A 20,123-nucleotide genomic window follows, 5' to 3' on the forward strand; every position below is an offset into this window, starting at 1 on the left:
ACGTGCCACGAGGATTTCGCGCGGTCTGGCGGTTGGGCTTCTCCGCCTCGAGAGGGTTCGACGTGCGACGTCGCGGGCTTCGCGTCGTCAGACCTTCTGCTTCGCGGCGCGACGCAGGCACTCGACCAGCCGCTCGGTGCTCGGCGTGGCGCGTCGGCCGCGCATCGAGATGAGCCCGACCGGCGGCAGTTCGATCGGCACCTTGAGCGCCAGCACCTTGAGCAGGCCCTGGCGCTGGAAGTGCAGCGCGACCGTTCTCGACATGAAGGCAGCAGCCCCGCGCTGCTGCAGGAAACTGATCTGCGCGAGGAAAGAGGCGGACTCCACGATGTCCACCGGCGGATGAAGTCCCTCGCGGTAGAACATCTGGTCGAGCTTCACCCGCAACGAGGCCCACGGCGGTGGCATCACGCATGGCATGGCCGCGAGGTCGGCCCAGCGTGGCTTGCGCTTCGCGGCCAGCGGATGGCCGGGCGCCACCACCACTGTCATCGGATCGGCATAGAGCGCCTCGGGCACGAGATCGGGCGCGGCATAGCCGGGCTCGAGCCGACCGACGAAAAGGTCGAGCTCACCCAGGCGCAGCTTGGGCAGCAGCCGCGTGAGATCGCCCTCTTCGACCAACACCGTGGTCTGCGACGAGCGCTCCTTGAGCAGCTCGATGGCGCGCGCCACGAGCACCGGCGTCGCCACCACCATCGCGCCGAGGCTCGTCCGGCCCGCGGCACCGCTCGCGACCGCATCGATCTCGTCGCGCGTGCGGTCGTAGTCGGCCAGCACCGAGCGCGCGAAGCGCACCACGCTGTCGCCATAGGGCGTGGGCTCGGTGCCGCGCGTGGAGCGGTCGAACAGTTGCAGCCCGAACATGCGTTCGATCTCGGCCAGCGTCTTGGACACCGCGGGCTGCGTCACCGACAGGAACTCGGCCGCGCGCCCGAGGTGGCGGAACTGGTCCAGAGCGACCAGCATCTGCAGATGCCGAAGCTTGAGGTTGGAACGAAGGACGCGATCGATCTGGCTCATGGCGGGGATGGCGGCTTCTCTTCATAACTTCCATGACATGAAGAGAGTCCGCTATTTCATTGGATTGCAATGATTGTCTCCGCAAGAATCCGCCGCTCGACCCCACAATGATTCCTTGGAGACAAGACATGAACTCGCTTCGCCCCACGCAGCGGCGCCACTTCCTCCTGGGCGGCCTGAGCGCCGCCGCCCTGGCCACCACCACCGGACGCGCTTTGGCCGCGAACTATCCGGACCGTCCGATCACCTTCATCTGCCCGTGGCCCGCCGGCGGCACCGCCGACCGATCGATGCGCGCGATTTGCCAGATCGCCGCGCGCGAACTGGGCCAGCCGATCGCGCTGGACAACCGCGCCGGTGCCTCCGGCATGATCGGCACCAAGGTGCTGGCCAGCGCGCGGCCCGACGGCTACACCATCGGCCAGATCCCCATCTCGGTCACGCGCTTCGCGCAGCTCGGCACCGTGCAGCTGGACCCGCTCAAGGACCTCACCTATCTCACGCGCACTTCGGGCCAGACCTTCGGCATCGCCGTGCCCGCGACCTCGCCGTTCAAGACGCTGGCCGACGTGGTCGCGCAGGCCAAGGCCAAGCCCGGCACCGTCACCTACGCGCATGCCGGCATCGGCGGCGCGACCCACGTGGGCATGGAGCAATTCGCACAGGCCGCCGGCGTGACCTTCAACGCCATCGCCTACAAGGGCGGCTCCGCCGCACTGCAGGACGTGCTGGGCGGCCAGGTCGAACTGCTGGCCGACAGCAGTTCCTGGGCGCCCCACGTCGAAGGCGGCAAGCTGCGCCTGCTCGCCACCTGGGGCGAGTCGCGCACGCCGCGCTTCAAGTCCACGCCCACGCTCAAGGAGCTGGGCTACGACGTGGTGGTCGAGGCCCCCAACGGCATCGGCGCGCCGCGCGGCCTGCCGCCCGCGGTGGAGCAGCGCCTGCGCGATGCCTTCCGCGTCGCGGTGAACAGCGAGGAGTTCCGCAAGGTGGCCGAGAGCATCGATGCGCCCGTCATGTACCAGGACGGTCCCGACTACCGGAAGTACGTGCAGAGTGTCTATCGCCAGGAAACGGACCTGATCCAGAAACTCAATCTGAAGGAACTGATGCAGAAGGGCTGAAGCGCCGGCGACACCGTCGCCGCGCAGTCCCTCTGCTTTCGCCCCACGCCCATGAACGACAGCCCGCTTCTCCGCCTGCACCCGAACGACAACGTCCTGGTCGCCAGGACCCCGATCGCCCTGGGCGAAACCATCGCCGAATTCGACGTGCGTGCCCGCGCACAGGTGCCGGCCGGCCACAAGATCGCCGCGCGCGCCATCGCGGCGGGCGCGGAGGTCAGGAAGTACGACACGGTGATCGGGGTGGCTTCGCGCGACCTCGAGGCCGGCGACTACGTGCACAGCCACAACCTCACGCTGGTCGACAGCTACCGCGACCCGGGCTTCTGCCAGGACGTGCGGCCCGTGGCGTACGTGCCCGAGGCCGAGCGCGCCACCTTCATGGGCTTCGTGCGCGCCGACGGCCGCGTCGGCACGCGCAACTTCATCGGCATCCTGTCGTCGGTGAACTGCTCGTCGACGGTGATCAAGCGCATCGCCGCGCACTTCACGCCCGAGCGGCTCGCGGCCTTCCCCAACATCGACGGCGTCGCCGCCTTCGCACAGACCAGCGGCTGCGGCATGTCTTCGCCGAGCGAACATTTCGACGTGCTGCGGCGCACCCTGGCCGGCTATGCGCGCCATCCCAACCTGGCCGGCGTGCTGATCGTCGGGCTGGGCTGCGAGCGCAACCAGGTCGACTCGCTGGTGGATTCGCAAGGCCTGAAGCAGGGCCGACTGATGCGCACGCTGGTGATGCAGGAGATCGGCGGCACGCGCGTGACCATCGAGGCCGGCATCCGCGCCATCGAGGACATGCTGGAAGAAGCCAACGCGGCGCAGCGCCAGCCGGTGAGCGCGAGCCACCTGAAGATCGGCCTCGAATGCGGCGGCTCCGATGGCTTCTCCGCCATCTCGGCCAACCCCGCGCTGGGGGCGGCGATGGACATCCTGGTGCAGCACGGCGGCACCGCCATCCTCTCGGAGACACCCGAGATCCACGGCGTGGAGTTCATGCTCACACGCCGCGCGATCACGCCCGAGGTCGGCCAGAAGCTGCTCGACCGGCTGGCCTGGTGGGAGCGCTATGCGGCCGGCCAGAACGCGCAGTTCAACGGCGTGGTCGGCCACGGCAACCAGGCCGGCGGCCTGGCCAACATCTTCGAGAAGTCGCTGGGCTCGGCGATGAAGGGCGGCACCACGCCGCTGCAGGCGGTGTACGAGTACGCCGAGCCGATCGACCAGGCCGGCTTCGTCTTCATGGACTCGCCGGGCTACGACCCGGTCGCGGCCACCGGTCAGATCGCCAGCGGCGCGCAGCTGATCTGCTTCACCACCGGCCGCGGCTCGATGTTCGGCAGCAAGCCCGCGCCCACCATCAAGCTGGCGAGCAACACGCCGATGTACCGGCGACTCGAGGAAGACATGGACATCAACTGCGGCGTGGTGATCGACGGCGAGATGAGCGTGCATGAACTCGGCCGCGAGATCTTCGAGCAGATCCTGCGCCATGCCTCGGGCGAGGCGACCAAGAGCGAGGCGCTCGGGCTCGGTGACCACGAGTTCGTGCCATGGCACCTCGGCATCGTGAGTTGAGAACGTGCAATGGAACCTGCTGCGCACCCCGATGCTGCATCTGCGGTGCTCACCGCACGCAAGTGCGGCTCCGCTCCTCGATACAGGCTCGGGGCGCTCGCGACGGTTCCATTCCACGTTCTAAAAATGATCTGAAACGTCCTTACCCCCCCTTCCCATGCCCCTGACCCTCACCCATCCCGAACTCCAGCGCGACGCCAACTTCATCGGCGGCCGGTGGCTGCCCGCCACGGGCCGCACGCTCGACGTGACCGACCCCGCCACCGGCGCGCTGATCGCGCAGGTGCCGGACTCCGGCGCCGCCGAAGCGCGTGCGGCCACCGATGCCGCACACGCGGCCTTCCCGGCCTGGCGCCGCACACCCGCGAAGCAGCGCGCGCAGATCATCAAGCGCTGGAACGATCTGGTGATGGCGCACCAGGACGACCTGGGCCGGCTGATCTCGCGCGAGCAGGGCAAGCCGCTGGCCGAAGGCAAGGGCGAGGTCGCCTATGCCGCGAGCTACATCGAATGGTTCGCCGAGCAGGCCACGCGCAGCAACGGCGAGGTGATCCCGGCGCCGGTGCCGGGACGGCGCATGTTCGCGATCAAGGAACCGGTCGGCATCGTGGCCGCGATCACACCCTGGAATTTTCCGGCCGCGATGATCGCGCGCAAGATCGCGCCCGCACTGGCCGCCGGCTGCACCGTGGTGTGCAAGCCGGCCGAAGACACGCCGCTGACCTCGCTCGCCCTGGTGGCGTTGGCCGAGCAGGCGGGCGTGCCGGCCGGCGTGCTCAACATCGTCACGGCCTCGCGCGAACGCACGCCCGAGGTGGTCGACGACTGGCTCGACGACCCGCGCGTGCGCAAGATCACCTTCACCGGCTCGACCCCCGTCGGCAAGCATCTGGCGCGGCGCTCGGCCGACACCTTGAAGAAGCTCTCGCTCGAGCTCGGCGGCAATGCGCCCTTCATCGTCTTCGAGGATGCCGATCTCGATGCCGCGGTCGACGGCCTGATGGCGGCCAAGTTCCGCAACGGCGGCCAGACCTGCGTGTGCCCCAACCGCGTGTTCGTCCACGACGCGGTGCACGACGCCTTCGCCGAACGCCTGGTGGCGCGCGTCGCCGCACTGCAGGTCGGCCCGGCCACCGAGGCCGGCTCGCAGATCGGCCCGATGATCAATGCGCGCGCGGTCGAGAAGATCGAACGCCATGTCCAGGACGCGGTCGCACGCGGCGCGCAGATCCTGACCGGCGGCGTACGCCTGCCGGCCCTGGGGCCGAACTACTTCGCCCCCACGGTGCTGACCCACGCCGATGCCACCATGGCCTGCGCCTGCGAAGAGACCTTCGGCCCGGTCGCGCCGCTCACGCGCTTCCACGACGAGGCCGAGGTCATCGCGCAAGCCAACGACACGCCCTTCGGGCTCGCGGCCTATTTCTATTCGCAGGACCTGCGCCGCATCTGGCGCGTCGCGGACGCGCTCGAAACCGGCATCGTCGGCATCAACGAAGGTGCGATCGCCGCCGAGGCCGCGCCCTTCGGCGGCGTCAAGGATTCGGGCTACGGCCGCGAAGGCTCGGTGCACGGCCTCGAGGACTACCTGCACACCAAGTACGTGTGCCAGGGCCAGCTGGACTGATCCTCTTCCTTCATCGACAAGACACCCCATGCCCGCACACAACGCATTCAAGGCCGCCCTGGCCGCAGGCCGGCCCCAGGTGGGCTTCTGGCTTTCCATGGCCGATCCCTACATGGCCGAGGTCAGCGCCACCGCGCGCTTCGACTGGCTGCTGATCGACGGCGAGCACGCGCCCAACGACCTGCGCTCGACGCTCGCGACGCTGCAGGCCGTCGCGCCCCATCCCTCGCAACCGGTCGTGCGTGCGGTGCAGGGCGACACCGCGCTGATCAAGCAACTGCTGGACATCGGCGCCAAGAACCTGCTGGTGCCGATGGTCGACACCGCCGAACAGGCCCGTGCGGTGGTGAGCGCGACGCGCTATCCGCCGCTGGGCATCCGCGGCGTGGGCAGCGCGGTCGGCCGCGCCTCGCAGTGGAGCGCGCGCACCGACTACCTGCAGGTCGCCGACGACGAGATCTGCCTGCTGCTGCAGGCGGAAACGGTCACCGCGCTGGGCAACCTCGACGCGATCTGCGCGGTCGACGGTGTCGACGGCGTGTTCATCGGCCCGGCCGACCTGGCGGCCTCGATGGGCCATCGCGGCAACCCCGGCCATCCGAACGTGCAGGCGGCGATCGAGCAGGCGATGCGCACCATCGTCGCTTCGGGCAAGGCCGCGGGCACGCTGACCTCCGACCCGAAGCTCGCGCGCCGGTACCTCGAACTGGGCTGCACCTTCGTCGCGGTCGGCGTCGACCTGCTGCTGTTCGCCTCGGCCGCCCGCAAGCTCGCGGCCGACTTCATCGACACCGTGCAGGCGCCCGCGCCCGCGTCGCGCGCCGCGTACTGAACGACAAGGAACGACCAAGTGATCACCACCGATGCGATCCAGGCCGCGCTGCGCGCCATCGTCGGCCCCAGGGGCTGCCTGAGCGAACCGTCGGACATGCAGCCCTTCGTGACCGACTACCGCAAGCTCTACCATGGCCGCGCCGCGGCGGTGGTGCTGCCGGCGTCGACCGAAGAAGTCAGCCGGGTCATGGCCTGGTGCCATGCGAACGACGTGGCGGTGGTGCCGCAGGGCGGCAACACCTCGCTGATGGGCGGAGCGGTGCCCGAGGCCGACGGCACGGCCGTGGTGCTCAACCTGCGGCGCATGAACCGCGTGCTGGCCGTCGACACGGTCAACGACACGATGACGCTGGAGGCTGGCGTCACGCTGCAGGCAGCGCGCGCAGCCGCGGAAGACGCGGGGCGCCTGTTCCCGCTGCGCATCGGCTCCGAGGGCTCGTGCCAGATCGGCGGCAACCTCTCGACCAACGCCGGCGGCACGGCCGTGCTGCGTTACGGCAGCATGCGCGACCTGACGCTGGGCATCGAGGCCGTGCTGCCCGACGGACGCATCTATTCGTCCTTGCGCGGCCTGCGCAAGGACAACACGGGCTACGACCTCAAGCAGCTCTTCATCGGCTCCGAGGGCACGCTGGGCGTGATCACCGGTGCCGTGCTCAAGCTGGCCGCGCAGCCGAAGTTTTCGGCCGTGGCGATCGTCGCGGTCAGCGGTCCGGCCGCGGCGGTCGCGTTGCTCACCGCCGCCAAGCGCCTGGCCGCACAGGCGGTCTCGGCCTTCGAGCTCATCTCGCGCCCCGCGCTGGAGCTGGTGCTCGGCTACCTGGGCGGCATGCCTTCGCCGCTGCCCGAGCCCCACGACTGGATGGTGCTGATCGAACTGAGCGCCGCCAGCGACGGCGACGGGCTCGATGCCTTGCTGCTGCAGATCCTCGAAGCCGGCATGGAAGAAGGGCTGGTGGTCGATGCGGCCGTGGCCTCCAGCCTGGCCGACATCCAGCGCTTCTGGCGCATCCGCGAGGAGATCTCGGATGCCCAGACCCGCGAGGGCGGCAGCATCAAGTGCGACATCTCCGTGCCCTTGTCGCAGATCGCCGGCTTCGTCGAAGAGGCCTCGGCCATGGTGCTGGCGCTCGAACCGGCCGCGCGCATGGTGATCTACGGCCACATGGGCGACGGCAACGTGCACTTCAATCCGCTGCGCCCCAAGGACCGCTCGGCGGCGGACTTCCTGGCGGCGAACTACACGCGCATCTCGAATGCGGTCGACGACCTCGCGCACGGCCAGGCCGGTTCGGTCTCGGCCGAGCACGGCATCGGCGTGGCCAAGCGCGACGACCTGCGACGCTACAAATCGCCGGTCGAACTGGAACTCATGTGGCAGGTCAAGCGCGCGCTCGACCCGAAGAACCTGCTGAATCCGCAGAAGGTGCTGCCGACGCCCTGAACACCGTCGGCCCCGCTCAAGCCTGCCAGACCCCGTAGCCCAGCGCCCGCAGGCGGATGCCGAGCTCGACCTCCATCGCCTGCGCTTCGGCATAGCGCATGGGGTTGTAGCGGTCATACAGTGCAGGCAGCAGATGCAGGCCATGGTCCTGCACGTAGCGATTGGCCTGGATGCCCGCCTTGTGCTTGTCGAAGCGCATGTCCGGGTCCAGCCCGGTCATGCCGACATAGACGAAGGGCTTGCCCAGCACGTACGCAGGATTCGCCCGCCGAAAGCGCGCGACGTTCCACACGCCGTCATCGAGCGCGACGACGTAGACGTGATAGTGCGGGCGCTTCATGGTGCGCAGTATGTGTGGCATTCACAAGAGATACCGTGGATCCGGCTTCGCCGGGCCACTGGTATCGCCCCCGGAAGGGGGAAGGCGAAGCGACACGCAGTGCGCGAGCCCTCGGGGGAGAGCCTGGTCTCCGGCTTCGCCGGGCCGCTGGTATCGCCCCCGGAAGGGGGAAGGCGAAGCGACACGCAGTGCGCGAGCCCTCGGGGGAGAGCCTGGTCTCCGGCTTCGCCGGGCCGCTGGTATCGCCCCCCTTGGGGGGAGGCGCCGAAGGCGCGTCGGGGGGTTACTTCTTCTTCACCATGCCCCAGACGAACAACAGCACGATCGCCCCCACCACCGAAGCGATGAAGCCCGCACCCTCGCCTGCCCTGTACCAGCCCATCGCCTGGCCGAGGTAGGTGACGGCCAGCGCGCCGGCGATGCCGATCAGCGTGGTGACGATGAAGCCGGCGGAATCGTCACCCGGCTTGAGCGCGCGCGCCACAAGCCCTGCCACGAAGCCGATCAGAATGGTCCAGACGATGCTCATGAAGTAGTCCTTGAAATGAAACGAAAGGAAAGACCGGCGTGCGCGACGATGCGCGGCAACGCGGTCTCATGATAGCGGTGCATGCACCGGCAGCGCCTTCGACACCGCGCTCGCGAGCGTCGCGATGTCGAAGGGTTTGATGAGGATCGACTGGGTGCCCAGCACCCGACCGACCTGCGCCATGTCGGCATAGCCGGTCACCAGGATGACCGGAATGTCGCCCACCATCTCGCGCGCCTGGGCGATGACTTCGGCGCCGTTGAGCCCCGGCATCGCGTAGTCGACCACCAGCAGGTCGTGCGGGGCGGAGGCCAGCGCGGCCAGGCCGCTGCTGCCCTCGGCAGCCTCGCTCACCACATAGCCCAGCATCGACAGGCTCTCGACCAGCACGCGCCGCACCTCGGCATCGTCCTCGATCACCAGCACCTTCTGCCGCTGGGTCGCGCTCTGCTGCGGCAACGGGCCGTCCGCCACGGGCGCTTCGGCGCCTTCGCACGAAGCCGGAAAGCTCATCTCGACCACCGTGCCCTGGCCTTCCTCGCTGCGCAGCACCGCGAGTCCGCCCGACTGGCGCGCGAAGCCGTAGACCTGGCTCAGGCCGAGGCCGGTGCCGCTGCCGACCGGCTTGGTCGTGAAGAAGGGGTCGAAGACCTTGGTCAGCAGGTGCGGTGCGATGCCCACGCCGGTGTCGCGCACCGCCACGGTCACGTACGAACCGGCGGGCAGCTCGTCGCCCGTGCCTTCGGCCAGTTGCGTGCTGATCGACAGCGTGCCGCCACCGGGCATGGCATCGCGTGCATTGACCGCGAGGTTGAGCACGGCCATCTCGAGCTGGTTGGCGTCGAGCATGGCCCAGGCCGGCTGATCGCTCACGGCCATCTCCACCTGGATGGCCGGCCCCACCGACACCACCACCAGTTCGTGCATGCCTTCGAGCAGCATTGACGTCGGTGAGCCGCGGCAGCAACGACTGGTTGCGCGCAAAGGACAGCAGCTGTCCGGTGAGCTTGGCACCGCGCCCGACGGCGCCCTTGGCACGCGCGGCAATGCCGAGCACTTTTTCGTCCTTCGCGACGCGTGCCAAGAGGTCGAGGTTCATGTTGACCACATGCAGCAGGTTGTTGAAGTCGTGCGCGATGCCGCCGGTCAGCCGCCCGATGGCCTCCATCTTCTGCACCTGGATCAGCGCCGCCTGGGCGCGTTCGCGCTCGCCGATCTCGGCCATGAGCCGGTCGTTGGCACCGGCCAGCTCGCGCGTGCGGGCCGCGATGCGCGCCTCGAGCTCGGCGTTGAGCCGCTCGACCTCGGCCCGCGTGTCTTCGAGCTGGCGCAGGTGCAGCCGTGTCGCGTACTGGCGCCGTCGCGCACGCACGGCCGCATCGGCGGCGCGCGCCAGCGTCTCGGTGTGAACCGGCCGCTCGAGCACGAACGCATTGCCCAGCGTCTGCAACAGCGCCAGCGCCTGGCGCGACCGGCCGCCGGCGTCGCGCGAGGCCAGCACGATGAAGGGGAAGTCGGACCAGCTCGGCTGCCCCGTGAGCCAGGCGCGCAGCGGTGCTTCGGGCAGCTGCACCAGCGATTCCTCCGTGAGAATGGCCGCGGCCGCGCCCACGTCGAGGTCGGCGACCATCGCATCCGCCGACGCGCAGACCACCGCCGTCAGATTGATCTCCTGCAGCACCCGCTGCACGACAGCCGCATCGCGTCCGCGTGGCGCGTGGATCAGCACCCGCCGCTCCATGTCAGGACCTGGCCACCAACGGCTGATCTCCCAACAAGGCGATCCCACCACGGTAGGCCGGCACGCCGCTGAGCACGCCGTCGAAATCGGTCAGCGCCGGGCCGACCTCGACGCCGCCATCGCCGAGGCGGAATTCGCGGATGCTCAGCTCGTGCCGGTTGGTCCGACTCTTGACCACCGAAACCGCCTTGAGCAGCTGGCCGCGGGCTTCGAAGAAACGGAACAGCACGATCGCATCCGACAGGTAGCTCAGGTCGAGGTCGCTGCGCACGTCGCCGATGACGCCGTGCTGGCCCAGCACCAGCAGCGTGACGATGCCCTGCTGGTTCAGGAAGCTCAGCAGCTCGTGCATCTGCAACAGCAGGAACTTCGCCCCTGGCATCGCCTGCAGATAGGCGTTGAGGCTGTCGATGACGACGACGTCGGCGCCGCGCACCTGAACGGCCGAGCGAACCATGTTGGAGAACTGGCCGGGTGACATGTCGGCCGGGTCGAGCGGCTGCAGTTCGAGCTGGCCGCTTTCGATGAAGGATTCGAGCGGCAGGCCCAGTGCGGCGCAGCGGCGCAACAACGTGCCTTTCCCCTCGTCGAACAGGTAGTACGACGCCTTCTCGCCGCGACGCAGCGCCGCGACCACGGCCGACATCGCGGTGGTGGTCTTGCCCACGCCCGAGGGCCCCATGAACAAGGTGTTGCTGCCGCGCGCCAGACCGTTGCCCAGCAGCGCGTCGAGCGCGGGTGTGCCGGTCGATGCGTTGGCCACCGCGAAGTCGGTGGAGTGTTCGGAGGCGATCAGCCGCGGATAGACCTGCAGGCCGCCGGTGTCGAGGTTCACGTCGTGCTCGCCGCCGCGGTAGCGCACACCGCGCATCTTCACGACGCGCAGATGGCGCCGCACCGGGCCGTACTCGCCGGTGGCCTGGTCCAGCGCCAGCACGCCGTGCGCGATGCTGTGCAGTTGAAGGTCACCGCCTTGCGAACTCATGTCGTCGAGCAGCAGCACGGTGCATTCGCGCGAGGCGAAGAAATGCTTGAGGGCCAGGATCTGCCGGCGATAGCGCAGCGGCTCCTGCGCCAGCAGCCGCATCTCGGACAGGCTGTCGAAGATGAGCCGCGTGGGGGACAGGCGCTCGACCGCCGCCATCACGTCGCGCGTGGTCTCGCCCAGTTCCACTTCCGAGGGATAGAGGATCGACTGTTCGGCCGACGGGCTGAGCCCCTCTTCGTTGACCAGCTCGAAGAGTTCGATCCCCTCGAGCGACCAGCCGTGCGAGTCGGCCACCGTGTGCAGCTCCGATGCAGTCTCCGACAACGTGACGTACAGCCCCTTCTCGCCGTTGCGCCGCCCTTCGAGCAGGAACTGCAGGCCCAGCGTGGTCTTGCCCGCCCCCGGCGTGCCCTCCACCAGGTAGAGATGGCCGCGTGGCAGTCCACCGCCCAGCACGTTGTCGAGGCCGTCAATGCCGGTGGAGGCTCGGATCTGGCGCGCGGGCGGCACGGAAGCGGGGGGAGCGGAAGTGGTGGGCACGTGAGCCTATGGAAGAAAAAGAGAAGGGAAAGGCGCAGTGCGCGGGGTTGATGCATTCTGCCGACAGCGGCCGCGCTTGGCTGTCCTGCGGCGTCCTACAAGAAGGTCCGCCTCGAAGCGATATACCTCACGAATGCTTGAAAAACTTCCCGATGTGATCGGCCATGCATTGCACGGCGTGCGTGCCGGCCTGGATGCGATCGTCTTCAACACGCTCGGCCTGCGCGAAGGCATGGCGACGATCGCGCTCAGCAGCCTGGCCTTCGCCGACCATGCGCCGCTGCCCGCGCGCTACACGGCCGACGCGCCCGAAGGCGAGGGCCTGTCTCCGCCGTTGCAATGGACCGGCGTGCCGGCGGGCGCGGCCTGCACCGTGCTGCTGGTGGAAGACGCCGATTCGCCCACGCCGCAGCCGCTGGTCCATGCCATCGTGGTCGGGCTGCCGACTGGCGATGGCGCACTGGCCGAAGCCGCGCTGCCGAGCGCGGGCCAGCCAGGCACGGGCCTGCACATGGGCCGCAACTCCTACCTGCAGGCCACCTGGCTGCCGCCCGATCCGCCACCGGGCCACGGCGTGCACCGCTATGCGTTCCAGCTCTATGCGCTCGATGCGCTGCCCGAGTTTTCGGAGACGCCGGGACGCGACGAGTTGATCGATGCGCTGCGTGCGCACGCCATCGCGAGCGGCCTGCTGATCGGCACCTGCGAACGGCCCGACGGCACGATCCGGATCGGACAGGACGCGCCGGCCGGACCGGCCATCGCAGGCTGAGCGTTCAGGGCGCGGGCGTGCCGATCACCGAGAGCGGCAGCCGCGAGACCTCGGACAACAACTGCGCAAGTGCGCGCGCCGCCGCATCGACCACCGCCTGACCGCGCGGTGCGGAGGCCGCGGCAGCATTGCCCGCGGCGCCGTGCGCGTTGTAGTCCTCCATCGCCCAGCCCAGCTTGGCGCTGCGGCCGTTGCCCAGGATCGGGTAGGCGTCGGCGCGCTGGCGCGAGGCCGAATCGAAATCCTGTGCCGCACCCATCACGACCTGGTCGGAAGCCAGCGCCAGCATCATCGAAGTCTCGATCTCGCCTGCGTGCACGCCGAAGCGATGCTCGTCGGCGCTGAATTGCGCACCGGCCTCGCCCAGCGGCAGGTTGAACCAGCTCACGCTGTAGACGATCAGGCCGTGCGCGGCGCGCAGTTCGCGCGCGACGATGTCCATCGCGCCCACGTGGCCGCCATGCGCGTTGAACAGCACCAGTTTGCGCACGCCCGCACGCGCCACGCCGGCGCCGATCTCGCGCCACAGGCGGATCAGCGTCTCGGAAGACAAGGTGAGCGTGCCCGGGAAGTTCGCGTGCTCGGGGCTCAGGCCGATGTGCTGCGTGGGCAGGAACAGCGCGGGCAGCGTGGCCGGCAGCAGCGGCAGCGCGGCGGCCACGATGCCGTCGGCCAGCACCGAATCCACGCCCAGCGGCAGGTGCGGGCCATGCTGCTCGGTCGCGCCCAAGGGCAGCACCGCGACCGTAGCGGCCGGGTCGAGCGCGGCGAAGTCGCGCGTCGTGAGTTGCGACCAGAAGCGGCGCGGTGCGGCGGAAGGTGCGGAAGCGGTCATGCGCGCGATCTTAGGCGGCGCGAGGCTCCAGCGAGAAGCCGAAGGAATCGAAGCTCTCCTCCTCGGTCGTCGCCGCGGCGAGCATGGTGCCGCGGCAGTTGGCGGCGCCGCAATGGCAGCGGTAGTCGCTGGCGGGCGAGCCGTCCTCGGCGGTGAGGCTGTAATCGATGAACAGTTCGTCGCCAGCGTCGACGGCCACCAGGGTCTGAAACTGCAGCACCAGCTCGCCGGTCTCGTCGTGCACCTCGACCGCCTCGCAGTTCGGGTCGCAGGAATGGTTGAGATGGCGCGTCGCGTTGCCGCCCTTGGCACCGTCGATGGTCTCGTCGTTGGACAGCCGGAACAGGTAGGTCAGCTGGTCGTTCCAGCTCTTGGTGGCGATCTGCGCCGGCGTGTAGCGCCGGCCTTCATAGAGGCCGAGCACCGACTGCGCCGGCAGGGCGCGGGTCGCGAAGGCGCCCAGGCCGTGGACGCCGCTGTCGGAGACGCGGATGAACGGCGTGGACGAGGTGAGAGTTTTGCGCGTTTTCATGAGGGGCTCTTGTGCCCCCGATTTTCGCGCATGCCGAGCCCATCGAAGCGGGCCGCGAGAAAGTCCACGGCCAACGCGAAGCTTCGGCCCGGTCAACGCAGCCAACCTGCGCCGCGCCCATGCGCTCATCGAGAGCGGCATGGCACAGGGCAAGGTGGTGCTGCAGGGTTTCTGAGCGCCGTTCAGCGCGCCTTCGCGACGCGCCAGACCACGTTGCCCACGTCGTCGGCCACCAGCAGCGCACCGCCCTTGTCGAGCGCCACGCCGACCGGGCGGCCCTGCGCCTTGCCCTCGGCCGACAGGAAGCCGGTCAGGAAGTCGACCGGCTGCCCGGCCGGCTTGCCGCCGATGAAGGGCACGAAGACCACCTTGTAGCCCGCGGGCGGGTTGCGGTTCCAGGAGCCGTGCTCGCCGATGAACACGCCGGTCGCGAACTCGGCCGGCATGCCGCGCGCATGGGAGAAGGTCAGGCCCAGCGGCGCGACGTGGGTGCCCAGCGCATAGTCGGGTGCGATGGCCTTGGCAACGCGGTCGGGCTGCTGCGGCTGCACGCGGATGTCGACGTTGCCGCCGAAGTAGCTCCAGGGCCAGCCGTAGAAGGCGCCGTCCTTGACCGAGGTCAGGTAGTCGGGCACCAGGTCGCTGCCGATCTCGTCGCGCTCGTTCACCACGGTGAACAGCACGTTGGTGTCGGGCTCCCAGGCCAGGCCGTTGGGGTTGCGCAGGCCGCTCGCGAACAGGCGCTTCTCGCCGCTCTTCGTGTCGACCTCCCACACCGCGGCGCGGCCTTCCTCGGCCTCCAGCCCGTTCTCGCCGACGTTGCTGTTGGAGCCGACGGTCACGTAGAGCTTGCTGCCGTCGGGGCTGGCGATCACGTTCTTGGTCCAGTGGTGGTTGATGCCGGCCGGCAGGTCGGTCACCTTGACGGGCGCGCCGGCCGCCGTGGTCTGGCCTTCGGTGTAGGGCACCTTCACCAGCGCGTTGGCGTTGGCGATGAACAGTTCGTTGCCGACCAGCGCCATGCCATAGGGCGACTGCAGACCCTGGATGAACACGCTGCGCGTCTCGGCCACGCCGTCGCCATCGGTGTCGCGCAGCAGCGTGATGCGGTTGGCGCTGGGCGCCTCGGCGCCGGCGCGCTTCATGACCTTGCCCTGCACGAAGTCCTTGATCATGCCGACCGGGCCCTTCTTGGCCTCGGGCGCGCCGGGCTCCTTGGGCGGCTTGTTGCTCTCGGCCACCAGCACGTCGCCGTTGGGCAGCGTGTAGACCCAGCGCGGATGGTCGAGCTGGCGCGCCAGCGCGGTCACGGCGAAGCCGGCCGGTGCGGTCGGGCCGGCGGTGTCGGTCCAGCCCACCGCCTCGGCGATCTTGAGCGTGGGAATGAGTGTCTTGTTGGGCGCCGGCAGCTGGGGTGTGGGGCCGACGCCGGCCTCGAAGGGCAGGCGGGCGGTTTCGCCGCAGGCCACCATCAACGCCGCGGCGAGGGGGATCATGCAGAGGCGGGCGGTTCGGTTCATTCGAGGGCTCCTGGGTGGACGAGGCCGCAACACGGGCCCGACACGGGCATGAGCATGGCCGCGCCCGGCATTCCCGCCTGTCGGCTGTGGGCGCTTTCTGGCGTGGGTCGGCCTGGAAACGGCGCCGCCGCTACCATCGGCCCATGACGACACCCGGCCACCGATACGGCCTGGCCAGGAACCATCTCCCCGTCTTCCGCTCCGACTGCCGGCATGCTCCGATCCCTTCTGCTCTCGTCCCTGTCCCGACTCCCCCTGGCCGCGCTCGCGCTGGCCGCCGCGCTTCCGGTCGCCGCGCAGCTCAACCCCCGCGTCTCGTCGGTGGTCACCACCCCCCATGTACGGGCCGAACTGGTGGCCCACGCGCCCGACGGCGTCGGCCCGGGCGCCACGGTGTGGCTGGGCCTGCAGATCGCGCACCAGCCCGAATGGCACACCTACTGGAAGAACGCGGGCGACTCCGGGCTGCCGACCGAACTGCAATGGACGCTGCCGGCCGGCCTGTCGGCGGGCGACATCGCCTGGCCCGTGCCGAAGAAGATCCCGATCGGCAACCTGGCCAACTATGGCTACGAGAACACGGTGCTGCTGCCGGTGCCGGTCACGGTGGCTTCCGGCTTCACGCCCGCGGCCGGGCTGACCGGTGCGGCCGGCGTCGACGTCAGGCTCAAGGCCTCGTGGCTGGTCTGCCGCAAGGAGTGCATCCCCGAGGAAGGCGAATTCGCGCTGCGGCTGCCAGCCCAGGGCTCCACGGCGCTGCACAAGGCCGACTTCGACGCAGCCTTCGCGGCTCAGCCGGCGGCGCTCGCGCAGGCCGGCACGGTCGAGGTCGCGGGCCAGACGATCCGCGTGCAGCTCGACGGCCTGCCGGCCGCGGCGCGCGGCAAGACGCTGGAGTTCTTCCCCGAGACCGGCGAGGTGATCCACACCGCCGCGGTCTCCGGCCGCGACTGGACCCAGGCCTGGCAAGGCGAGCGCTGGACCGCGACGCTGCCGCTGGCCGACCACCGCAGCGCCAGCCCGACGGTGATGCCGCTGGTGGTCGCGCTGGCCGAGGCCGACCGCGTGGCCGGCGCGCCCATCGCCTGGCGCGCCGAGGCGCCGGTGACGGGCACCTGGGCCACGGTGGCCGCGCCCGCGCAGGTGTCGCCGGCGCTGCAGGCCGCCCTGGCGGCCAATGCCGCGGCGCCCGCGGTGGCGCCCCAGACGACCTCCAGCACCGGCTTCTTCGCCGCCCTGCTCGGCGCGCTGCTGGGTGGCCTGCTGCTCAACCTGATGCCCTGCGTGTTCCCGGTGCTGGCCATCAAGGTGCTGGCCTTCGCCAACCAGGCGGGCGACCGCCGCGGAAACCGCAGCGCGGGCCTGGCCTACACGGCCGGCGTGATGGTCACCTTCCTGGCGCTGGGCGCGGCCATGCTCGCGTTGCGCGCGGCCGGCGAGCAGTTGGGCTGGGGCTTCCAGCTGCAGTCGCCGGCCGTGATCGCGGCGCTGGCGGCGCTGTTCACGCTGATCGGACTCAACCTCGCGGGCGTGTTCGAGTTCGGCCTGCTGGCCCCGCGCTCGCTGTGCGCGGCGCAGGTCCGGCACCCGATCGCCAATGATTTCCTCTCCGGCATCCTGGCGGTGGTGATCGCCTCGCCCTGCACCGCGCCCTTCATGGGCGCCTCGCTCGGCATCGCGATCGCGCTGCCCGCGCCGCAGGCGCTGATGCTGTTCGGTGCGCTGGGCCTGGGCCTGGCACTGCCCTACCTGGTGGCCGGTTTCGTGCCCGCGGTCGCGCGCCTGCTGCCGCGGCCCGGCCCCTGGATGGACACGCTGCGCCGCGTGATGGCCTTCCCGATGTTCGCCACCGTGGCCTGGCTGGTCTGGGTGCTCGGGCAGCAGAGCGGCATCGACGGCGCGGGCGCGCTGCTGGGGCTGCTGGTCTGCCTGGCGGCCGTCGTGTGGTCGCTCACGCTGCGCGGTCGCACGCGCTGGGTGGTGGGTGGCCTGGTGCTGGCCTGCAGCGCCGCGATGGCGGTGGCGATCGGCGGCAACGTCGTGCGCCCGCTCGAACCGGCGACGGTGGCCGCGGCCGCCGGCGCGCGCTGGCAGCCCTGGTCGGCCGCCCGCGTGGCCGAGTTGCAGGCGGCCGGCCGGCCGGTGTTCATCGACTTCACGGCCGCCTGGTGCGTGACCTGCCAATACAACAAGAAGACCACGCTCAACGATGCCGCGCTGCTGGCCGAGTTCGACCGCCGCCAGGTGGCGATGCTGCGCGCCGACTGGACGCGCCAGGACCCGGCGATCACGGCCGCGCTCAACGCGCTGGGCCGCAGCGGCGTGCCGGTCTATGTGCTGCAGGCGCCGGGCAAGCCGCCGGTGGTGCTGACCGAGATCCTGAGCAAGGACGATGTGCGGGCGGCCCTGAACACGCTCTGAGATCGGGGAGCCCCGGCCCCTCATGAGGGCACTACGGCTTGTCACAGCGGGGTGAGAAAAGCGTTCTAAGCTGTGGCGGTTGTTTGATTTTTTGACTGGAGACCCGCCGACCATGCCTTCCTTGACATCGTCCGCCTCGCGTTCCGCCCACGCCGCGCGCCAGGCCGGCGCCGCGCTGAGCCGTGCATCCCGCCGCGCCGTGATGGCTGCCGCCGTCGCCCTGGGCAGCACGCTGCTGATCGGCGCCCCGGTCCATGCCGCCCCCGCCGTGGGCCAGCCGGCGCCCGACTTCGTCGCCGTCGACACGCGCGGCGCGCAGCACAAGCTGTCGGATTTCGCCGGCAAGTACGTGGTCCTCGAATGGACCAACCCCGGCTGCCCCTTCGTGCGCAAGCACTACGGCAGCGGCAACATGCCGGCCACGCAGAAGGCCGCCACGGCCCAGGGCGTGGTCTGGCTGGCCATCAACTCCACCGAACGCGCCGCCAGCGACTATCTGCAGCCGGCCGCGCTCGACAGCTGGATGAAGACGCAATCCGCCGCCCCCACGGCCGTGCTGATGGACGAGGACGGCCGCATCGGCCAGGCCTACGGCGCGCGCACCACGCCCCATCTGTTCATCATCGATCCCAAGGGCACGCTGGTGTACGCGGGCGGCATCGACAGCATCCCGTCGGCGCGGCCCGACGACATCAAGACCGCCACCAACTACGTGACCCAGGCGCTGCGCGAGGCCTTCGGGGGCCGGCCGATCTCGGCCGCGGTGACCCAGCCTTACGGCTGTTCGATCAAGTACAAGACCTGAGTCCAAAGTTCGGGGACGCACTTCCTCGACAATCGGGGGATGGCCTTCGCTCCCCTGCTCAACGACACCTTCCTGCGCGCCTGCTGGCGCCAGGCCACCGACCACACCCCCGTCTGGCTGATGCGCCAGGCCGGCCGCTACCTGCCGGAGTACGTCGCGACGCGCGCGCGCGCCGGCAGCTTCATGGGCCTGGCCACCAACGTCGACTACGCGACCGAGGTCACGCTGCAACCGCTGGAGCGCTTTCCGCTCGACGCATCGATCCTGTTCTCCGACATCCTGACCGTGCCCGACGCGATGGGCCTGGGCCTGTCCTTCGAGGCAGGCGAAGGCCCGCGCTTCGCCCGCCCGGTGCGCGACGAGGCCGCCATCGCGGCGCTCGAAGTGCCCGACATGGAGAAGCTGCGCTACGTGTTCGACGCCGTCGCGTCGATCCGCCGCGCGCTCAACGGCCGGGTGCCGCTGATCGGCTTCTCGGGCAGCCCCTGGACGCTGGCCTGCTACATGGTCGAGGGCGCGGGCTCGAGCGACTACCGCCTGGTCAAGTCGATGCTGTACAGCCGCCCCGACCTGATGCACCGGCTGCTGAGCGTGAACGCCGACGCCGTCGCCGCCTACCTCAATGCCCAGATCGACGCCGGCGCGCAGGCCGTGATGCTGTTCGACAGCTGGGGCGGCGTGCTGGCCGACGGCGCGTTCCAGGAATTCAGCCTGGCCTACACCGCGCGCGTGCTGTCGCAGTTGAAGCGCGACGGCGCCGACGGCAAGCCCGTGCCGCGCCTGGTCTTCACCAAGGGCGGCGGCCTGTGGCTCGAGGCCATGCGCGCGCTCGACTGCGAAGTGCTGGGCGTCGATTGGACGGTGAACCTGGCCAGCGCCCGCGCGCTGGTCGGCGAGGGCCCGCAGGCCAAGGCACTGCAGGGCAACATCGATCCGAACGTGCTGTTCGCGCCGCCCGCGCGGATCGAGGCCGAGGTGGCGAAAGTGCTGCAGAGCTTCGGCCGGCCGCACACCGATCGTGCGCGCACGGGCCCGACGCACATCTTCAACCTGGGCCATGGCATCAGCCAGTTCACGCCGCCCGACCACGTGGCGGCGCTGGTGCAGGCCGTGCACGCGCAGTCTCGCGCACTGCGCGCCGGAGACATTTCCGGCGCACTGTGACCATTTGTAAGACGAAAGGTCACTTTCGCCTTGTCAAGCTAAAACTGTGTGCGCGGTTGACTTATGCACAAAACACGTGTTGCGGTGCGGAAAATTATCCAAAGGCAAGGGAGCCGCGCTCACAAAGCGATAGCGCTCCTAAGTCATTGATTCATATAGGTTTGTCGGGTTGCTTTTTTTGCGGGCATTTTGACGGAATGCCTTGATTTCCAAGGGCTGCAGACGAGTCAGGCCTAGATATCAACAAAGTTATCCACAGAAACACTGGATGGATTGCAAACTGCAAGCAAATCAACGACTTAAGGCATC

The 20,123-nt window shown here is 69.5% G+C and carries 18 protein-coding genes; 10 read left to right on the forward strand and 8 right to left on the reverse strand.

All coding sequences use genetic code 11. The features are described 5' to 3' along the window. Positions 1-87 precede the first annotated feature (87 nt). Entirely contained in the window at positions 88-1,023 is a 936-nt protein-coding gene (locus tag ACSFBC_RS18265; RefSeq protein WP_435511770.1) for a LysR substrate-binding domain-containing protein, read from the reverse strand. Between the two features lie 128 nt (positions 1,024-1,151). Between ACSFBC_RS18265 and ACSFBC_RS18270 the strand changes: the two genes are divergently transcribed. From ACSFBC_RS18270 to ACSFBC_RS18290, 5 genes are all read left to right on the forward strand, one after another. After that, a complete protein-coding gene (locus tag ACSFBC_RS18270) occupies positions 1,152-2,147 on the forward strand; it encodes a Bug family tripartite tricarboxylate transporter substrate binding protein (protein ID WP_435511771.1) in 996 nt (331 codons plus the stop codon). A gap of 51 nt (positions 2,148-2,198) precedes the next feature. Beyond that, complete coding sequence (locus tag ACSFBC_RS18275) at positions 2,199-3,722, forward strand: UxaA family hydrolase (RefSeq protein WP_435511772.1); 1,524 nt, start codon at positions 2,199-2,201, stop codon at positions 3,720-3,722. A 157-nt stretch (positions 3,723-3,879) separates the two neighbouring features. After that, entirely contained in the window at positions 3,880-5,349 is a 1,470-nt protein-coding gene (locus ACSFBC_RS18280; protein WP_435511773.1) for an NAD-dependent succinate-semialdehyde dehydrogenase, read from the forward strand. Positions 5,350-5,377: 28 nt separating this feature from the next. Further along, complete coding sequence (gene hpaI / locus ACSFBC_RS18285; RefSeq protein ID WP_435511774.1) at positions 5,378-6,181, forward strand: 4-hydroxy-2-oxoheptanedioate aldolase; 804 nt, start codon at positions 5,378-5,380, stop codon at positions 6,179-6,181. 48 nt (positions 6,182-6,229) lie between these two features. Beyond that, positions 6,230-7,627, forward strand: a complete 1,398-nt coding sequence (locus tag ACSFBC_RS18290) for an FAD-binding oxidoreductase (RefSeq protein WP_435512238.1) — start codon at positions 6,230-6,232, stop codon at positions 7,625-7,627. A 16-nt stretch (positions 7,628-7,643) separates the two neighbouring features. Here the strand turns inward: ACSFBC_RS18290 and ACSFBC_RS18295 are convergent, their stop codons facing one another. From ACSFBC_RS18295 to ACSFBC_RS18305, 3 genes are all read right to left on the reverse strand, one after another. Further along, positions 7,644-7,967: a hypothetical protein gene (locus ACSFBC_RS18295; protein ID WP_435511775.1), complete on the reverse strand. Its 324-nt coding sequence runs from the start codon at positions 7,965-7,967 to the stop codon at positions 7,644-7,646. A gap of 283 nt (positions 7,968-8,250) precedes the next feature. After that, the gene (locus ACSFBC_RS18300) at positions 8,251-8,496 is read right to left on the reverse strand and encodes a GlsB/YeaQ/YmgE family stress response membrane protein (RefSeq protein ID WP_435511776.1); all 246 of its coding nucleotides are present in this window, start codon (positions 8,494-8,496) and stop codon (positions 8,251-8,253) included. Positions 8,497-8,562: 66 nt separating this feature from the next. Beyond that, positions 8,563-9,438 (reverse strand): response regulator, encoded by an 876-nt coding sequence (locus ACSFBC_RS18305; RefSeq protein ID WP_435511777.1) that lies wholly within the window; start codon positions 9,436-9,438, stop codon positions 8,563-8,565. On the opposite strand from ACSFBC_RS18305, the gene ACSFBC_RS18310 reads away from it, so the two are divergent. After that, complete coding sequence (locus ACSFBC_RS18310) at positions 9,422-10,309, forward strand: hypothetical protein (protein WP_435511778.1); 888 nt, start codon at positions 9,422-9,424, stop codon at positions 10,307-10,309. The genes ACSFBC_RS18305 and ACSFBC_RS18310 overlap by 17 nt on opposite strands. Here the strand turns inward: ACSFBC_RS18310 and ACSFBC_RS18315 are convergent. After that, complete coding sequence (locus tag ACSFBC_RS18315) at positions 10,239-11,765, reverse strand: ATPase domain-containing protein (protein WP_435511779.1); 1,527 nt, start codon at positions 11,763-11,765, stop codon at positions 10,239-10,241. The genes ACSFBC_RS18310 and ACSFBC_RS18315 overlap by 71 nt on opposite strands. A 133-nt stretch (positions 11,766-11,898) precedes the next feature. Between ACSFBC_RS18315 and ACSFBC_RS18320 the strand changes: the two genes are divergently transcribed. Beyond that, complete coding sequence (locus ACSFBC_RS18320; protein WP_435511780.1) at positions 11,899-12,537, forward strand: YbhB/YbcL family Raf kinase inhibitor-like protein; 639 nt, start codon at positions 11,899-11,901, stop codon at positions 12,535-12,537. A 4-nt stretch (positions 12,538-12,541) separates the two neighbouring features. Here the strand turns inward: ACSFBC_RS18320 and ACSFBC_RS18325 are convergent, their stop codons facing one another. From ACSFBC_RS18325 to ACSFBC_RS18335, 3 genes are all read right to left on the reverse strand, one after another. Continuing rightward, complete coding sequence (locus ACSFBC_RS18325) at positions 12,542-13,372, reverse strand: creatininase family protein (RefSeq protein ID WP_435511781.1); 831 nt, start codon at positions 13,370-13,372, stop codon at positions 12,542-12,544. A 10-nt stretch (positions 13,373-13,382) separates the two neighbouring features. Beyond that, positions 13,383-13,904 carry an SET domain-containing protein gene (locus ACSFBC_RS18330; protein ID WP_435511782.1) on the reverse strand — a complete coding sequence of 174 codons (522 nt, stop codon included), beginning with the start codon at positions 13,902-13,904 and terminating at the stop codon, positions 13,383-13,385. 182 nt (positions 13,905-14,086) lie between these two features. Continuing rightward, positions 14,087-15,424 carry a PQQ-dependent sugar dehydrogenase gene (locus ACSFBC_RS18335; RefSeq protein ID WP_435511783.1) on the reverse strand — a complete coding sequence of 446 codons (1,338 nt, stop codon included), beginning with the start codon at positions 15,422-15,424 and terminating at the stop codon, positions 14,087-14,089. Positions 15,425-15,637: 213 nt separating this feature from the next. Here ACSFBC_RS18335 and ACSFBC_RS18340 point away from each other — a divergent pair, with 213 nt between their 5' ends. The 3 genes from ACSFBC_RS18340 to hemE all read left to right on the forward strand — a co-directional run bounded on the left by ACSFBC_RS18340 (position 15,638) and on the right by hemE (position 19,814). Next, positions 15,638-17,845 (forward strand): protein-disulfide reductase DsbD family protein, encoded by a 2,208-nt coding sequence (locus ACSFBC_RS18340; RefSeq protein ID WP_435511784.1) that lies wholly within the window; start codon positions 15,638-15,640, stop codon positions 17,843-17,845. 112 nt (positions 17,846-17,957) lie between these two features. After that, positions 17,958-18,650 carry a redoxin domain-containing protein gene (locus ACSFBC_RS18345; protein WP_435511785.1) on the forward strand — a complete coding sequence of 231 codons (693 nt, stop codon included), beginning with the start codon at positions 17,958-17,960 and terminating at the stop codon, positions 18,648-18,650. Between the two features lie 39 nt (positions 18,651-18,689). Continuing rightward, positions 18,690-19,814 (forward strand): uroporphyrinogen decarboxylase, encoded by a 1,125-nt coding sequence (gene hemE, locus ACSFBC_RS18350; RefSeq protein ID WP_435511786.1) that lies wholly within the window; start codon positions 18,690-18,692, stop codon positions 19,812-19,814. Positions 19,815-20,123: the final 309 nt, after the last annotated feature.

Source organism: Variovorax frigidus (assembly GCF_051216515.1).
Taxonomy (GTDB): domain Bacteria; phylum Pseudomonadota; class Gammaproteobacteria; order Burkholderiales; family Burkholderiaceae_C; genus Variovorax.

Coding starts and splice junctions, on each gene's coding strand:
- ACSFBC_RS18265 (WP_435511770.1), bottom strand. CDS start 1,023: ATGAGCCAGATCGATCGCGTCCTTCGTTCCAACCTCAAGCTTCGGCAT.
- ACSFBC_RS18270 (WP_435511771.1), top strand. CDS start 1,152: ATGAACTCGCTTCGCCCCACGCAGCGGCGCCACTTCCTCCTGGGCGGC.
- ACSFBC_RS18275 (WP_435511772.1), top strand. CDS start 2,199: ATGAACGACAGCCCGCTTCTCCGCCTGCACCCGAACGACAACGTCCTG.
- ACSFBC_RS18280 (WP_435511773.1), top strand. CDS start 3,880: ATGCCCCTGACCCTCACCCATCCCGAACTCCAGCGCGACGCCAACTTC.
- hpaI (WP_435511774.1), top strand. CDS start 5,378: ATGCCCGCACACAACGCATTCAAGGCCGCCCTGGCCGCAGGCCGGCCC.
- ACSFBC_RS18295 (WP_435511775.1), bottom strand. CDS start 7,967: ATGAAGCGCCCGCACTATCACGTCTACGTCGTCGCGCTCGATGACGGC.
- ACSFBC_RS18300 (WP_435511776.1), bottom strand. CDS start 8,496: ATGAGCATCGTCTGGACCATTCTGATCGGCTTCGTGGCAGGGCTTGTG.
- ACSFBC_RS18310 (WP_435511778.1), top strand. CDS start 9,422: ATGCCTTCGAGCAGCATTGACGTCGGTGAGCCGCGGCAGCAACGACTG.
- ACSFBC_RS18305 (WP_435511777.1), bottom strand. CDS start 9,438: ATGCTGCTCGAAGGCATGCACGAACTGGTGGTGGTGTCGGTGGGGCCG.
- ACSFBC_RS18320 (WP_435511780.1), top strand. CDS start 11,899: ATGCTTGAAAAACTTCCCGATGTGATCGGCCATGCATTGCACGGCGTG.
- ACSFBC_RS18325 (WP_435511781.1), bottom strand. CDS start 13,372: ATGACCGCTTCCGCACCTTCCGCCGCACCGCGCCGCTTCTGGTCGCAA.
- ACSFBC_RS18330 (WP_435511782.1), bottom strand. CDS start 13,904: ATGAAAACGCGCAAAACTCTCACCTCGTCCACGCCGTTCATCCGCGTC.
- ACSFBC_RS18335 (WP_435511783.1), bottom strand. CDS start 15,424: ATGAACCGAACCGCCCGCCTCTGCATGATCCCCCTCGCCGCGGCGTTG.
- ACSFBC_RS18340 (WP_435511784.1), top strand. CDS start 15,638: ATGCTCCGATCCCTTCTGCTCTCGTCCCTGTCCCGACTCCCCCTGGCC.
- ACSFBC_RS18345 (WP_435511785.1), top strand. CDS start 17,958: ATGCCTTCCTTGACATCGTCCGCCTCGCGTTCCGCCCACGCCGCGCGC.
- hemE (WP_435511786.1), top strand. CDS start 18,690: ATGGCCTTCGCTCCCCTGCTCAACGACACCTTCCTGCGCGCCTGCTGG.